This is a genomic window from Pseudaestuariivita sp. (assembly GCF_052825805.1).
In genome coordinates this window covers 1-14,670 of sequence record NZ_JBRBVB010000003.1, presented here as the reverse complement: position 1 = coordinate 14,670, position 14,670 = coordinate 1, and the positions used below count along the sequence as shown (strand labels likewise).

The 14,670-nt window shown below is 65.4% G+C and carries 18 protein-coding genes; 10 read left to right on the top strand and 8 right to left on the bottom strand.

The genetic code is table 11. From position 1 onward, the window contains the following. Window positions 1-10 precede the first annotated feature (10 nt). The 5 genes from ACU0B3_RS04335 (at window position 11) to ACU0B3_RS04315 (ending at window position 2,994) form a co-directional block, all read left to right on the top strand. Window positions 11-451: an HPr kinase/phosphorylase gene (locus ACU0B3_RS04335; RefSeq protein WP_446259596.1), complete on the top strand. Its 441-nt coding sequence runs from the start codon at window positions 11-13 to the stop codon at window positions 449-451. 3 nt (window positions 452-454) lie between these two features. Next, window positions 455-1,369: an RNase adapter RapZ gene (gene rapZ, locus ACU0B3_RS04330; protein WP_446259595.1), complete on the top strand. Its 915-nt coding sequence runs from the start codon at window positions 455-457 to the stop codon at window positions 1,367-1,369. After that, complete coding sequence (locus ACU0B3_RS04325; protein WP_446259594.1) at window positions 1,366-1,752, top strand: PTS sugar transporter subunit IIA; 387 nt, start codon at window positions 1,366-1,368, stop codon at window positions 1,750-1,752. The genes rapZ and ACU0B3_RS04325 overlap by 4 nt, the downstream gene beginning before the upstream one ends. Window positions 1,753-1,764: 12 nt before the next feature. Next, entirely contained in the window at window positions 1,765-2,043 is a 279-nt protein-coding gene (locus tag ACU0B3_RS04320) for an HPr family phosphocarrier protein (protein WP_446259593.1), read from the top strand. Between the two features lie 66 nt (window positions 2,044-2,109). Continuing rightward, entirely contained in the window at window positions 2,110-2,994 is an 885-nt protein-coding gene (locus ACU0B3_RS04315) for a lysophospholipid acyltransferase family protein (protein ID WP_446260198.1), read from the top strand. Between the two features lie 49 nt (window positions 2,995-3,043). Here the strand turns inward: ACU0B3_RS04315 and ACU0B3_RS04310 are convergent, their stop codons facing one another. Continuing rightward, on the bottom strand, window positions 3,044-3,919 hold the full coding sequence (locus ACU0B3_RS04310) for a 3-hydroxybutyryl-CoA dehydrogenase (protein ID WP_446259592.1): 876 nt from the start codon (window positions 3,917-3,919) through the stop codon (window positions 3,044-3,046). Window positions 3,920-4,060: 141 nt separating this feature from the next. On the opposite strand from ACU0B3_RS04310, the gene ACU0B3_RS04305 reads away from it, so the two are divergent. Next, window positions 4,061-4,885: a DUF6473 family protein gene (locus ACU0B3_RS04305; protein ID WP_446259591.1), complete on the top strand. Its 825-nt coding sequence runs from the start codon at window positions 4,061-4,063 to the stop codon at window positions 4,883-4,885. Between the two features lie 80 nt (window positions 4,886-4,965). On the opposite strand, the gene ACU0B3_RS04300 is transcribed toward ACU0B3_RS04305, so the two are convergent. Both ACU0B3_RS04300 and ACU0B3_RS04295 read right to left on the bottom strand, forming a co-directional pair. Beyond that, window positions 4,966-5,895, bottom strand: a complete 930-nt coding sequence (locus ACU0B3_RS04300; RefSeq protein ID WP_446259590.1) for an electron transfer flavoprotein subunit alpha/FixB family protein — start codon at window positions 5,893-5,895, stop codon at window positions 4,966-4,968. A 1-nt stretch (window position 5,896) separates the two neighbouring features. Then, window positions 5,897-6,655, bottom strand: coding sequence for an electron transfer flavoprotein subunit beta/FixA family protein (locus ACU0B3_RS04295; RefSeq protein WP_446259589.1), 759 nt, complete (start codon window positions 6,653-6,655; stop codon window positions 5,897-5,899). A 147-nt stretch (window positions 6,656-6,802) separates the two neighbouring features. On the opposite strand from ACU0B3_RS04295, the gene ACU0B3_RS04290 reads away from it, so the two are divergent. Further along, window positions 6,803-7,168 carry a VOC family protein gene (locus ACU0B3_RS04290; protein WP_446259588.1) on the top strand — a complete coding sequence of 122 codons (366 nt, stop codon included), beginning with the start codon at window positions 6,803-6,805 and terminating at the stop codon, window positions 7,166-7,168. A 154-nt stretch (window positions 7,169-7,322) separates the two neighbouring features. Here ACU0B3_RS04290 and ACU0B3_RS04285 read toward each other — a convergent pair whose 3' ends face one another. From ACU0B3_RS04285 to ACU0B3_RS04270, 4 genes are all read right to left on the bottom strand, one after another. Next, complete coding sequence (locus tag ACU0B3_RS04285) at window positions 7,323-7,895, bottom strand: cob(I)yrinic acid a,c-diamide adenosyltransferase (protein WP_446259587.1); 573 nt, start codon at window positions 7,893-7,895, stop codon at window positions 7,323-7,325. Between the two features lie 3 nt (window positions 7,896-7,898). Beyond that, window positions 7,899-8,108 carry a twin transmembrane helix small protein gene (locus tag ACU0B3_RS04280; RefSeq protein WP_446259586.1) on the bottom strand — a complete coding sequence of 70 codons (210 nt, stop codon included), beginning with the start codon at window positions 8,106-8,108 and terminating at the stop codon, window positions 7,899-7,901. Between the two features lie 61 nt (window positions 8,109-8,169). Beyond that, a complete protein-coding gene (locus ACU0B3_RS04275) occupies window positions 8,170-9,003 on the bottom strand; it encodes an SDR family NAD(P)-dependent oxidoreductase (protein WP_446259585.1) in 834 nt (277 codons plus the stop codon). Window positions 9,004-9,013: 10 nt separating this feature from the next. Continuing rightward, window positions 9,014-9,562: an SH3 domain-containing protein gene (locus ACU0B3_RS04270; protein WP_446259584.1), complete on the bottom strand. Its 549-nt coding sequence runs from the start codon at window positions 9,560-9,562 to the stop codon at window positions 9,014-9,016. A gap of 144 nt (window positions 9,563-9,706) precedes the next feature. Here ACU0B3_RS04270 and ACU0B3_RS04265 point away from each other — a divergent pair, with 144 nt between their 5' ends. Beyond that, entirely contained in the window at window positions 9,707-12,028 is a 2,322-nt protein-coding gene (locus ACU0B3_RS04265; RefSeq protein ID WP_446259583.1) for a DNA topoisomerase IV subunit A, read from the top strand. 102 nt (window positions 12,029-12,130) lie between these two features. Here the strand turns inward: ACU0B3_RS04265 and ACU0B3_RS04260 are convergent, their stop codons facing one another. Further along, on the bottom strand, window positions 12,131-13,498 hold the full coding sequence (locus ACU0B3_RS04260; protein ID WP_446259582.1) for a cytochrome P450: 1,368 nt from the start codon (window positions 13,496-13,498) through the stop codon (window positions 12,131-12,133). 15 nt (window positions 13,499-13,513) lie between these two features. On the opposite strand from ACU0B3_RS04260, the gene ACU0B3_RS04255 reads away from it, so the two are divergent. Both ACU0B3_RS04255 and ACU0B3_RS04250 read left to right on the top strand, forming a co-directional pair. After that, window positions 13,514-14,170 carry a hypothetical protein gene (locus ACU0B3_RS04255; protein ID WP_446259581.1) on the top strand — a complete coding sequence of 219 codons (657 nt, stop codon included), beginning with the start codon at window positions 13,514-13,516 and terminating at the stop codon, window positions 14,168-14,170. Window positions 14,171-14,295: 125 nt separating this feature from the next. Then, window positions 14,296-14,670, top strand: a 375-nt coding sequence (locus ACU0B3_RS04250) for a GTP-binding protein (RefSeq protein WP_446259580.1), incomplete at its 3' end; no start/stop codon positions are given.

Sequence of the window (14,670 nt, the reverse complement as noted above, 5' to 3'; positions counted from 1 at the left end):
GGCACCGCACATGGACCTCGCCGCCCGCGTCACAGGCTCAACGATACACGGCAGCGCCGCGGCCGTGGGTGGGGACCGCGGCGTTCTCATTCTAGGCCCGTCCGGCAGCGGCAAATCAGCGCTGACGCTGCAGCTCATGGCGTTTGGCGCAGAGCTGGTGGCGGACGATCAGGTGGCGCTGACCGCTGATGCGGGCGGCGTGCAGATGGCGGCGCCGGAGACGATCCGGGGAAGCATAGAGGCGCGCGGCATTGGCATCCTGCGCGCGGCACCGATCGAGCAGGCGCGGCTTAGGCTGGTCGTCGATCTCGAAGACGTGAGCAACGCGCGCCTGCCGCCGCCACGTCACGCACACTACCTTGGTCATGCGGTGCCCTTGATATCGGCGGTGCAGCACGCCTATTTTGCGGCCGCAGTATTGCAGTTTCTCAAGCAGCCGGACCCCGTCTGACCCATGTCCCTGTCCCGCGATCCCGCCGCACGTTTGGTGCTGGTCACCGGCCCGTCCGGGGCAGGGCGCAGCACGGCCATCGCGGCGCTCGAGGACCTTGGCTACGAGGCGATCGATAACATGCCGGTCTCGCTGATCCCGCGTCTGCTCTCTGGCGAAGGGCGCCCTCTGGCGCTCGGCCTCGATGCGCGCAACCGCGATTTCGAGCCGGACCGCGTGGCGGCCTTGATCGAAGAACTGACGGACCGCATGGGGATGGCGCCGGACCTGCTCTACCTCGATTGCCGCACGGATGTGCTGCTGCGGCGGTTCTCGGAAACGCGCCGCCGGCATCCCCTGTCGCAAGGCGACGGGCCGGATCAGGGCCTCGCGCGCGAGGCGGAGCTGCTTGCGCCGCTGATGCCTCTGGCGACCGATGTGCTAGACACGTCCGAGCTGTCGCCGCACGAGCTCAAAGCCGAGATCGCGCAGCGTTTCTCGGTGGACGGCCACTTGCGGCTTGCCCTGTCGGTCGTGTCGTTCTCGTACAAGCATGGCCTTCCCCGCGGCGCAGACGTGGTCTTTGACTGCAGGTTTCTGCGCAACCCGCACTGGGACGCCGCGTTGCGACCGCTCACCGGGCGGGATGCGGAGGTGGCCGACTACGTCGCGGCGGATCCGCGCCACGCGCCGTTCCAGGACAAGGCCCTCGACCTTTTGACCTTCCTGCTGCCGGCGGTCATCGACGAAGGGAAGGCGCACTTCACCGCCGCGTTCGGCTGTACCGGCGGGCGCCACAGGTCGGTGATGATGGCCGAGGCCGTGGCGGCCGGGCTTGCAGAAGGCGGCTGGCAAGTGTCAGTAAGGCACAGGGACCTCGACCGGCAGGGCCGCGCGACCGCGCGCGCCACGTCCGGCCTGAGTGGAGCGCGTAAGTGATTGGGATCGTGATCGTGGCACATGGCGGCTTGGCGCGGGAGTACCTCGCGGCAGTCGAGCATGTCGTGGGCGCCGCGGACGGGATGCGGGCGATTTCCATCGGGGTCGAGGTCGACCGCGCCGCCAAGCAGACCGAGATTTGCAAGGCCGCCGATGACGTCGACACAGGCGACGGCGTGGTCGTGGTCACGGACATGTTCGGCGGCTCGCCCTCGAACCTCAGCCTCAAGGCCTGTGCACCCACCAACCGCCGCATCGTCTACGGCGCGAACCTGCCGATGCTGATCAAGCTGGCCAAGGTCCGCTGCCTGCCGGTGGACGAGGCGGTGAGCCGCGCCCTGAACGCCGGCCGCAAGTATATCGACGCCAAAAATATCTCCTGATTGCATAGCCTTATGACTGACACCGCCCCCCGCCGCCTCGAGATCTGCAACACCAAGGGGCTGCACGCGCGCGCGTCCGCCAAATTGGTCGAGGTGGTCGAGAGCTTTGAGGCGCGGGCAGAAGTCTCAAAAGATGGCCTGACCGCCGAGGGCGATTCCATCATGGGGCTTTTGATGTTGGCAGCCTCCAAGGGAACCTTTATTGAAGTCCAGACCTCGGGACCGCAGGCAGGCGCGCTTGCAGACGCGATCGAGGCGCTGGTCAAGGACCGGTTTGGGGAAGAGAACTGACCGCGGCTCGCGCGGTTCAGGGAGTGCTGATCAATGGTCGAGACGGCAGGACGCAAGTCGGTGCTGATGCACAACCACCCGGTGCGCCGCCCGGTGGGCCAGGGCGATGGCAGCAACCTGGCGGACGAGGCGTATGACCGCCGCCGCCTGAGCTACGCCAACACGTTCGAAAACTGGTGGGCCCGCCGCACGATCCAGACGATGGAGCTGCTCACCGGGAAGATTCGCCTCCTGCGCCTGATCCGCAAGTTCGAGGGGATGGGCGTCCCGCACGGGCAGGGCTTCTGGAAGCAGGCGCTCGACGTGATGGGGATCACGCTGACCACCCCCGCGCACCAGATCGCCCGCATCCCCAAGACCGGCCCGGTGGTCATCACCGCCAACCACCCGCACGGGCTGGTGGACGGGATGGTGCTGGCCGAGCTGATCGGCAAGGTGCGCACCGATTACAAGATCCTGACGCGGTCGTTGCTGACGGGCGTGGGCGAGATCGAGGAATTCATGATCCCCGTGCCGTTCCCGCACGAGGACGACGCGCTGCAAAAGAACCTCGAGATGCGCAAGCAGGCGATGGATCACCTCAAGGCGGGCGGCGTCGTCGTGCTCTTCCCGTCGGGTGTCGTGGCCGCGTCCGAGACGATGTTTGGCCCGGCCATCGAGCGCGAGTGGAACCCGTTCACGGCCAAGATGATCCAGCGCTCGGGCGCGCAGGTGCTGCCGATCTTCTTTCCGGGGCAGAACTCGCGCTGGTACCAGATGGCGAACAAGACGGCGGCGGTGCTGCGCCAGGGGTTGCTGCTGTTCGAAGTCGTGCATGCGCTCAATAAGCCGCAAGCGCCTGTGGTCGGCGAGCCGATCGATCCCGAAGAGCTCAAAGCGTGGACGTCGAACCCGCGTGGGTTCATGGCGTGGCTGCGCGAGCGGACGCTGGCGCTCAAAGATGAAGCCTGAGCAGAATTTTCCTGCGAAAATTCTCACGTAAATTTTTCGCAAGAAAAATTTAGCGCGTCGGCACCGGGCTCTCGCCGCGGTAATCGTAGAACCCGCGCTGCGTCTTGCGGCCCAGCCATCCGGCCTCGACATACTTGGTCAGGAGCGGACAGGGCCGGTACTTGGTATCCGCCAGCCCATCGTGCAGCACGTTCATGATCGCCAGACACGTGTCGAGCCCGATGAAGTCCGCCAGCTCCAGCGGCCCCATGGGGTGGTTCGTGCCCAGCTTCATCGCCATGTCGATGGAGGTCACGTTCCCGACACCTTCATAAAGCGTATAGACCGCCTCGTTGATCATCGGCATCAGGATGCGGTTCACGATAAAGGCCGGGAAATCCTCCGCCGTCGCCGCCGTCTTGCCGAGCGTGTCGACGACGCCCTTGCAGGCGGTGAACGTCGGCTCGTCCGTGGCGATCCCCCGGATCAGCTCCACAAGCTGCATCACCGGCACCGGGTTCATGAAATGGAACCCCATGAACTTTTCCGGCCGGTCCGTGCGGCTCGCAAGGCGGGTGATCGAAATTGAAGACGTATTTGACGTAAGTATCGTATGCGGCGCGAGATGCGGCACGAGGTCCTCGAAGATGGCGCTCTTGATCGTCTCCCGCTCGGTCGCGGCCTCGATCACGAGGTCGGTCTGGCCCAGCTCCTCGAGCGCACGGGTGGTGGTGATCCGGCCCATCGCCGTGGCCTTGTCGTCTTCGGAGATCTTCTCGCGCGCGACCTGCCGTTCGAGGTTTTTATCGATGATCTTCAATGACTTGGCGAGCGCCTCGTCCGAGACATCGTTGAGCGACACGTCATAGCCCGCGAGCGCCATGACATGCGCGATGCCATTACCCATCTGTCCTGCGCCGATCACGCCAATCCGCTGGATCTCCATCGCTCACCTGCTGTCTGGGGTCACGCCCCAGACGATAAGACCGCGCGCCGCGACCCTCAAGGGAAGCCTGCAGCTTTTTAGCTTTAGCACCTTGGTAACGCCCGCCGGTCTAGCCCTGCGTCCGGGGTGCAGGAGGTAGACATGACATTCGAACGCTCGTCCCTTGGCGCGCTGGATTATGCGCCGTGCCGGTATGGCGCGTCGATGGTGCCGGTGCGCGGGCCGAAACAGACCATCTCGCCGGAAAGCGTGGCCTGCCTTGGCAGCACCGACACGTTTGGCAAGTTCGTGCCCGAGCCCTTTCCCCAGCTCGTGCAGGATTTGGTGGGCGTGCCGTGCGTGAACCTCGGGGCCGACAATGCGGGCGTCGACACATTCCTGCAGGACCCCGCGCTGATCGAGGCGGCGAACGCCGCCGGGTGCCGGGTGGTGCAGGTCATGTGCGCGCACAACCTCAACAATCCGTTCTACACGGTGCATCCGCGCCGTAACGACCGCTTTATCGCGCCGACGGAGGCGCTGACCGCGCTCTACCCCGAGGTCGACTTTACCGAGCATCACTTTACCCGCGCCATGCTCCTGAGGTTGCGGCAGGTGTCGCGCAAGCGGTTCGAGACGGTGGTGCTCGCGCTCAAGGGGGCGTGGGAAGAGGCGATGATCGCGCTGATGGAGCGGCTCGAACCGCCGGTGCTGCTCACGTGGATTTCGGACACCACGCCGCCCGAGCCAGGCGATCACCGGATGCGCCGTGCGCCGCTTTTTGTCGACGTGGACATGATGGCGCGCGTGGCGCCCGAGCCGCCCATCGTGATCCGCGTCAGTGCCGCCGCACTTGCGACCAACACGCGCGGAATGATCTTTGGCCCGATGCAGGCCCAGATGGCGGCAGAGCTGCTGGGTCCTTCGGCACATGTCGAAGTGGCGATGACGCTGTCGCGCGAGGTGGAGACGATGATCTGGACGTGAAGTGATCCGGACGTGAAGCGATCACACGAAAAAGGCCCCGCCGTTTGGCGAGGCCCTTCGATCCCGGTCTGATGGCGCGCTTAGCCGAGCTTTTCGGTCAGCTCGGGCACGGCGTCAAAAAGATCGGCGACAAGGCCATAGTCGGCCACCTGAAAGATCGGAGCCTCTTCGTCCTTGTTGATCGCGACGATCACCTTGGAGTCCTTCATGCCGGCGAGGTGCTGGATGGCACCGGAGATGCCGCAGGCGATGTAGAGGTCGGGCGCGACGACCTTGCCGGTCTGGCCGACCTGCCAGTCGTTCGGCGCGTAGCCCGAGTCCACAGCGGCGCGCGAGGCGCCAACGGCGGCGTTGAGCTTGTCGGCCAGCGCCTCGATGATCTTGAAATCATCCTCGGAGCCTACGCCGCGGCCCCCGGAGACCACGATGCCTGCCGAGGTGAGTTCGGGGCGGTCCGAAGCGGCGACCTTGTCCTCGACCCATTCCGACAGACCCGGGTTGTCAGCTGCGCCGATGGTTTCGACCGCGGCAGAGCCGCCCATGTCCGCAGCATCGAAGGTCGAGGTCCGCACGGTCACCACTTTGGTTGCGTCGGACGATTTGACCGTCTGGATCGCGTTGCCCGCGTAGATCGGACGCTCGAACGTGTCCGCATCGACCACGGCGGAGATGTCGGAGACGACCATCACGTCGAGCAGCGCGGCGACGCGCGGCATCACGTTCTTGGCGTCGGTCGTGGCCGGGGCGACGATGTGGCTGTAATCGCCTGCGAGGCTAACGATGAGCGCGGCAGTCGATTCCGCAAGACGGTGGCCCAGCGACGGGTCCTCGGCGCAAAGCACCTTGGCCACGCCGTCGATCTTGGCGGCTTCGGCGGCGGCATCCGCCGCAGACGCGCCGGCGGCCAGCACCGTCACATCGCCCATGACTTTGGCAGCGGTGACGGCCTTGGCGGTGGCGTCGGCGTTAAGTTCGCCATTGGTGACTTCGGCAATCAAAAGAACGGCCATGTTACACAGCTCCCGCTTCTTTGAGTTTCTCCACAAGCTCGTCGACCGAGCCGACCTTGATCCCGGCGGCGCGTGCCTCGGGCTCGGTCGTCTTCACGATCTCGAGGCGCGGCGCGACGTCGACGCCATAGTCGGCGGCGGTCTTTTCATCGAGCGGCTTTTTCTTGGCCTTCATGATGTTCGGCAGCGACGCGTAGCGCGGCTCGTTGAGGCGCAGGTCCACGGTCACGACTGCTGGCATCTTGACCTTGATCGTCTGCAGGCCGCCATCGACCTCGCGCGTCACGGTTGCGCTGTCGCCGTCGATGTCGACCTCGGAGGCGAAGGTCGCCTGGGACCAGCCCATCAGCGCCGACAGCATCTGCCCGGTCGCGTTCATGTCGTTGTCGATCGCCTGCTTGCCGCAGAGGACGAGGCCGGGCTGTTCCGCGTCGACGACACCCTTGAGGATCTTTGCGACCGTCAGCGGCTCGATGTCGGTGTGCACGTCGTCGGCGGCGATCACGAGGATCGCGCGGTCGGCGCCCATGGCGAGCGCGGTGCGCAGCGTTTCTTGCGCCTGCTTGACCCCGATGGAGACCGCGATGATCTCTTCGGCCTTGCCGGCCTCCTTGAGGCGGATCGCCTCTTCGACGGCAATCTCGTCAAAGGGGTTCATCGACATCTTGACGTTGGCAAGATCGACGCCCGATCCGTCCGCCTTGACGCGGACCTTCACGTTGTAGTCGATCACGCGTTTGACCGGCACCAGCACCTTCATGGTCGCGCTCTCCTCAATTTCGCACATTTCTGTCGAGCGGTGTGATACTCTCTCGCCTGTGGGTGCGACAGGACAAAATCGCCGCACTGGCGCCTCGCGACGTCGCGTTTGCGCCGCAGGGGCACGGATGGAGAGGATGGGAAACGGATGGAGAGGGTTTCGGGGATCGGCGGCATCTTTGTCCGCGCCGATGATTCGAGCGCGTTGGCCGCGTGGTACCGCGATACGCTGGGGGTCGATCCGGTGCCGCAAGGGCCCGGCGATATGCCGTGGATGCAAGAGGCGGGCGCGACGATCTTTGCGCCGTTTCCCAGCGACACGGATTATTTCCGCAAGGACCGGCGCGTGATGCTCAACTTTCGCGTGACGGACCTCGATAGGATGATCGCGCAGGTGCGGGCTGGCGGAACGGAGGTGAAGGTCCTCGACGACATGCCCGGCATCGGCCGGTTTGCGCATATCGAGGACCCCGAGGGCAACCCGATCGAGTTGTGGGAGCCGGTGGCTGGCTAGCTCCTTGCCCAAATCAAAGCACCTGCCTGACAGGCACTGTCAGGCCGCGCCGACCCGCCCCCCTGGGGCGGCGCGATGCGCCACCCCGCGGGACGGCGCGTGATCGTCTAACTTGTATGTGTCACGTCGAAGGAGGCCCGTTCCAAATCGAACGTTAGCGGTTCGCTCCGGGAACCCACAGAACATCGCCTGCGCCGTTGTCGTTCACCACGCGCGAAGCGACGAAGAACCAGTCGGACAGGCGGTTGAGATAGGTGACTGCGGCGGTGTTGACGGCCTCCACCGTGGCCAGCTCGACCGTCAGACGTTCGGCGCGGCGGGCAACCGTGCGGCACTGGTGCAGATGCGCGGCCAAAGGAGTACCCCCAGGCAGGATAAAGCTGCGCAGCGGGGCCAGGTCTGCGTTCATCGCGTCGATCTCGCTCTCAAGCCGTTTCACCTGCGCCTCGGACATGCGCAGCGGCGGGTACTCGGCCTCGGCGTCCTTCTCCATGTCCGGGCGGCAGAGGTCCGCACCGAGGTCGAAGAGGTCGTTCTGGATCGCCGCGAGCCGCGCGTCCATCTCGCCATCGCTGTGCAGGCGCGCAAGGCCGAGCGCCGCGTTTGTCTCGTCGACCGTGCCGTAGGCCGTCACCCGCAGCGCGTGCTTTGCCACCCGCGCGCCGTTGCCGAGCGCGGTCTCACCGGCATCGCCGGTCTTGGTGTAGATCTTGTTGAGGACAACCACGGCCTAGCCCCCGGTCTGACGACGGATAAAGACGAAGAGCAGGATCAACAGGACCGCGACGAATTGCGCGCCGATGCGCCAGCGCATGATCTTGTTCGCGTGCTTGCGGTTGTACTCGCCGCCCTTGGCAAAGACGCCGATGCCAAAGATCAGGATGCCGGCCACGGCCAGCACCGCGATGGCGGCCACGATAAAAAGGGGGTCGTCGAGCATGGTATCTCCCGCAGGCTCAGAGTTCAGTTCGGTATGTAGCCGTGTGACGGGTGAAGGAAAGTCAGCCCGCGCGGCTCAGCACCCAGTCCATCCACCGTGTCGGCAATAGCCGTTTGAGCGCGCCCATCACATGGGTCGGCGTCGTGACATAATAGCGCGGGCGGGGGCGTTTGGCGGTGAGCGCGTGGATCAGCTTGCCCGTCACGGCCTCGGGTTCGAGCTGGAACGCCGCACCTGCTTGCCCCTCGTAGAGCTGGTCGAGCAGGCTTTCGCGATATTGATCGGCCCGAGCGGAGGCCTCCCAATCCACCCAACGCTCGAAATGCGGGATCGAGTTTTCGCGGATCCTGGTGCGGATCGGACCCGGCTCGATCAGGACGATCTCGATGCCGGTGCCCTGCATCTCGAGCCGGAGCGTGTCGGTGAACCCTTCGACGGCGAACTTGGTGGCGTTGTAGGCGCCGCGCCACTTCATCGGGGCGAAGCCGAGGACCGACGAGTTGAACACGATCCGCCCGGCGCCAGCCTGCCGCATGACCGGGATCGCCTTGAGCGTGAGGGAATGCCAGCCAAAGAAGTTGGCCTCGAACACCGCGCGCAGACCATCGGTAGGCAGGTCCTCGACCGGTCCGGGCAGGGCGTGCGCGCCATTGTGAAAGAGCGCGTCCAGCGTGCCGCCTGTCGCGGCGAGCGTCTCGTCCCACGCGCGGGTGATGGAGGCGTCGTCGGTGTAGTCGAGCTGCGGGCTGACAAAGCCCATCTCGCGCAGTCGCACACAGTCTTTTTCTTGCTTGCAGGACGCGATGACCGTCCACCCTTTGTCCCGGAGACGAAGCGCGGCATCGTACCCGATTCCCGAGGAGCAGCCTGTGATGAGGACGGAGCGGCTTGCCACGGCGAAGCGCTTAGCCGCCTGTGACCAGCCAGTCGGCGATCCAACCGATCTTGTTGCTTTCGACGACGCGCAACTCGAGCCAGCCGTTGCCGGGCTCCTGAATGACCTCGACCTCGTCGCCCTGCGTCAGGCGTGTGACGATGCCAAAATTGGTCCCTGGACCCTGGCGCATGTTGACGCGGTCGCCGGAGACGCGGCGCAGATCAATAGGGGCGGCAACGGGTTGGGGAACGACCTCTTCGGCAAGCGCCGCGGTCTCTTGGGCCGTCTCTTCGATGGCGCTGTCGAGGGCGTTGTTCAGCTCGGTCGTCAGAACGCTTTCCGGGGTCTGTTCGGGCGCGGGGTCCACCGCCGCGATCTCGGTGGTTTCCGGCTCGGTCGTGTCAGTCTCTGGTGCCACTGGCTCGGAGGCCACGACCTCCACCTCCTCCGCCGGACTTTCGTCGAGCGTCGTTGCGGTCACGTCAGCCACGGCGGTGCGCGTCACGGCGGGTTCGAACTCGGACCCGCCACTCAGCTCCCAGAACGCCCAGCCGAGAAAAAGAAAACAGACTGCCATGAATTTTATCATGGTAGGTATCCCCACGCTTCAGACCCGCTCAAGGCCATATCATTTGCCGCTGACAATCTTAAGGGGCAATTGGTACGACAATTTCCCCCGCCACATCTTGTTGCGGTTTTCTGCCACAGCTACACAAGAGCTATGACGGATACGGTCGATACTCCCAGCCCAGGCGACGTTGCAGAACCGCTGCGGCGTGCCATCGGCGAGCGCTATCTGACCTATGCGCTCTCGACGATCATGCACCGCGCTCTGCCGGATGCCCGCGACGGGCTGAAACCTGTGCATCGGCGTATCCTCTACGCAATGCGCGAACTGCGGCTGAGTTCCGGGGGTGGTTTCAGAAAATCGGCAAAGATCTCGGGCGACGTGATGGGCAATTACCACCCGCACGGGGATGCCGCGATCTATGACGCGATGGCGCGCCTTGCGCAGGATTTCGCGGTGCGCTACCCGCTGGTGGACGGGCAGGGCAACTTTGGCAACATCGACGGGGACAACCCAGCCGCCTCGCGTTACACCGAGGCGCGGATGACGGCGGTGGCCGAGGCGTTGCTCGAGGGGCTGAGCGAGAACGCCGTTGATTTCAGGGACAATTATGACGGCACCCTGACCGAGCCTGTGGTGCTGCCGGCGCGCTTTCCGAACCTTTTGGCGAACGGCGCCTCGGGCATCGCGGTCGGCATGGCGACCAACATTCCTCCGCACAACATCGCCGAGCTGATCGACGCCTGCCTGCACCTGATCCGGGTGCCGGATGCGCGCGACGACACGCTTTTGAACTACGTGCCGGGGCCGGACTTTCCGACGGGCGGCGTGCTCGTGGAGCCGGCCGAGAACATCGCGCAAGCCTACCGGACGGGGCGCGGCTCGTTCCGGCTGCGCGCGAAATGGCAGATCGAGGATCTGGGCCGCGGCCAGTGGCAGGTCGTCGTCACCGAGATCCCGTACCAGGTCCAGAAGTCCAAGCTGATCGAGAAGCTGGCCGAGGTGATCCAGACCAAGAAGGTCCCGATCCTGAGCGACGTACGCGACGAGAGCGCCGACGACATCCGCATCGTGCTGGAGCCGCGCACCAGGAATGTCGACGCGGATGTTCTGATGAACATGCTCTACCGCAACTCGGATCTCGAGGTGCGATTCTCGCTCAACATGAACGTGCTGATCGACGGGATCACGCCCAAGGTCTGTTCGATGAAGGAGGTGCTGCGCGCCTTTCTCGACTTTCGGCGGGAAGTGCTGCAGCGGCGCTCGGCGCACCGGCTGGAAAAGATCGACCACCGGCTCGAGGTGCTGGACGGGCTGATCATCGCCTTTCTGAACCTCGACCGTGTGATCGACATCATCCGGTACGACGACGATCCCAAGGCGGCGCTGATGGCCGAGGATTGGGACCGCGACATTGCCCGCGCGATGGACGAGAGCGACTATGTCAGCCCAATTGGTCTGTCCGGTCTCAGCCCCGATCCGGCGCTGACCGAAGTGCAGGTCGAGGCGATCCTCAACATGCGCCTGCGCTCGCTGCGCCGGCTCGAGGAAATGGAGCTGAACCGCGAGCGCGAGACGCTCTTGGAGGAAAAGGCGGGGCTTGTGGCGCTGCTGGGCGATCCGGCGCTGCAATGGGCGCGCATCGCCGAGGAGCTGAAAGAGGCCAAGAAGGTCTTTGGCAAGGACGACGTGCTGGGTCCGCGCCGCACTGAGCTCGCGGAGGCCGCGGAGGTCGAGGACGTGCCGCTTGAGGCCATGATCGAGCGGGAGCCGATCACGGTGGTCTGCTCCCAGATGGGCTGGGTGCGCGCGATGACCGGGCATATCGACTTGGCGCGCGAGCTAAAGTTCAAAGACGGCGATGGACCCCGCTTCATCTTTCACGCGGAGACGACGGACAAGCTGCTGCTCTTTGGCTCGAACGGGCGTTTCTACACGCTGCAGGCGTCGAACCTGCCGGGCGGGCGGGGTATGGGAGAACCGGTGCGCCTGATGGTGGACCTGCCGCAAGAGGTTGAGATCGTTGATCTCTTTATCCACCGGGCGGGCGGCAAGCTGCTGTTGGCCTCGTCGGCAGGGGACGGGTTCGTCGTGCCGGAGGACGAGGTCGTCGCGCAGACCCGGGCTGGCAAGCAGGCGCTCAATGTGCGCGCGCCCGTGGTGGCGCGGGTGTGCCGCCCTGTGACGGGGGACGCGGTCGCTGTGGTTGGCGAGAACCGCAAGGTGTTGGTCTTTGACCTCAGCGAGCTGCCTGAAATGACCCGTGGCAAGGGCGTGCGGCTGCAGAAATACAAGGACGGCGGGCTGTCCGATGCGACCACGTTCAATTGGGCCGAAGGCCTCAGCTGGCTCGATCCGGCGGGGCGGACGCGCACCGAGGCGGATTTGGCCGAATGGCGTGGCAAGCGCGCGGGCACGGGCCGCATGGCGCCGCGCGGCTTCCCGCGGGACAATCGTTTTACCTCAAAGCCTTGACGGGGTGCGCGGGTGCGCACGCTCTACTTTTGGGGGCCTTGCCCCCAAGCCCCCGAATTGGGGCGCTGCCCCAAACCCCGAGGTATTTCGGAACCAGAGAAGTCAGACCCGCTCTGCTTCGAGCCACACGCCACCTTGGGGGCGCAGTGTCAGGATCATCACGGGCTCGGGGTCCTTGCCTTTGATCGGCGTGAATCGGTAGCGGCGCAGCAGTGTGGCGAGGATGATCACCGCCTCGGTCAGTGCGAAGGCCGCGCCGATGCAGATACGCGGGCCGTCGCCGAAGGGCAGGTAGCTGTAGCGCCGGATCGCCTTGCGGTCGGCAAAGCGGCCGGGATCGAAGTTGTCGGGGTTTTCCCAAAGCGCCTGGTGGCGGTGGATCGCGTAGATCGGGATCATCACCGTGTCGCCGGGCCGGATGTCGGCACCTAGGAGCGTGTCGGGTTTCTGTGCGGTCCGGGAGACAACCGCGGCGGGCGGGTAGAGGCGGAGCGCCTCGTCGATGATCGCGCGGGTGAGCGGCAGGTTTGCGGCGTTGTCTCCTGTCACGCTGTCGCCCGTGCAGGTGGCAATGATCTCATCGCGCGCCTGTTCCTGGATGTCCGGGTGGTGGGCCAGCAGGTAGAGCGCCCAGCTGAGCGCCAGTGCGGTTGTCTCGTGGCCCGCGACAACGAACGCCAGGAGGTTGTCGCGCAGCTCTTCGGTGGTCATCTGCCGGCCTGATTTGGGGTCCTCGCCCGCCTTGAGCAGGTCGAGCAGGTCGGAAACTTCGCCGTCTGCTCGCGCGGCGCGTGCGGCGATCATGGTGTCCGCGGCGCGCTTCATCTGGTTGAGGGACTGCGTGCTGCGGATGCGTCCGGGGCGGGGAAGCCAGTCGGGCGCGCCGAGCACATCCAGGAGGGAGATTTTGCCGGCGTCCGCGATGTAGTCGTCGATGGCCGCATGCACGGAGGCGGCGTCGAAGGCTGCGTCTCCGGAGAAACAGACGTCCGCGATCACATCGAAGGTTGTGGTGACCATTTCGCCCGAGAGGTCGATCGCGCGCGGTCCTGCGGCGGCGATGCGGTCTACGGTGCGGTCCGCGGCGCGCGACATGATCGGCGTGAGCGCGCTGATGTTGCGGTGGCTGAAGACCGGCGCCGCCGTGCGCCGTTGCCAGCGCCATTGCTTGCCCTCGGCAATGAAGAGGGAGTCGCCGATGGCCGGGGAGAGCAGCGCTTTGGTCACTTTGCTTTTGGGGTAGTCGTCCAGCCGGTCGAGGAGAACCTCCTTGAGCGCGGCGGGGTCCATGACCATGTGCCAGCGCGTACCGGTGTGGCCGGAGAGGATCTTGTCGCGTGTGGCGGCGCCCGGGATCAGGTTGATGACGTTCTCGCGGGCGGCGCGCCAGCTTTGCAGGAGGCCAAGCGGCGTTTCGTGCAGCGGCACTTTGACAGGCTCGAATGGGGCGGGGCGGTACGTGTCGGGCATCGGAGGGGTCCTGTGATGGCCACGGTCGCCTGTAAATCTATGTGCTTTGCCATCGCGCGCAAGTTCGGCTATCCCGCCATGGCGTCGCAGCTTGGGGGATGGCAGATGCGCAGCGTGATCGGGCTAGTGGCCCTGGTTTTGGTGGCCGCGTGTGCCTCGGGCAACGATCTGAGTGGGCCACCGGTGCCGCTCGGCGACTTCCGCCTCGGGCACAACGTGGCGGTGGCCGTTGATCCCAAATCCTCTGCTCTGTCGCGCAAGGTCGAGGAAGAGCTTTTGACGGACGCCATGCAAGCCGCCGTCGACGCTCGGTTTTCGCGTTATGCCGGGAGCGGGCTCTACCACCTGTCCGTGGTTATCGCGCAGTATGAGCTCGCCATGGGCGGTATTCCAGTCGTCGCGGCGCCGCGCTCTGGCATGGTCATCCTCGTGACGGTCTGGGACGACGCGGCGGGGGCCAAGCTGACGGAAGAGCCGGAGCGGTTCTTTATCGTGGAATCGACCTCGGCAAAGACCCTGTTCGGCTCGGGCCTGACGCAGACCGCAGAGGAGCAGGTGGCGAGCCTCGCGCGCTCGGCGTCCAAGCAGATCGAGCTGTGGCTGGTGCGCCAGACGGAAGAGGCCGGCTGGTTCGCTTCTGAGGGTGCGGTGGACGCCGACGAGGCGGCCTGAACGCGCTCTGACAGAGGCGCGCAAACCGCTTGATTTTTGTCCGCCTCCGCCATATTTGCCGCGCGAAACCAACCCGGGTGGCCGGCACGCGGCGCACCCCCCAACGACAGAGGGTGCCAGTCACAATGGCGAAGGAAAAGTTTGAGCGGTCGAAACCGCACTGCAACATTGGCACGATTGGTCACGTTGACCACGGCAAGACGACGCTGACGGCGGCGATCACGAAGCAGTTTGGCGACTTCAAGGCGTATGACGAGATTGACGGCGCGCCGGAGGAGAAGGCACGCGGGATCACGATCTCGACGGCGCACGTGGAATACGAGACCGACAACCGCCACTACGCGCACGTCGACTGCCCCGGCCACGCCGACTACGTCAAGAACATGATCACGGGTGCGGCGCAGATGGACGGCGCGATCCTGGTGGTGAACGCGGCCGACGGCCCGATGCCGCAGACGCGCGAGCACATCCTGCTCGGCCGTCAGGTCGGCATCCCGGCG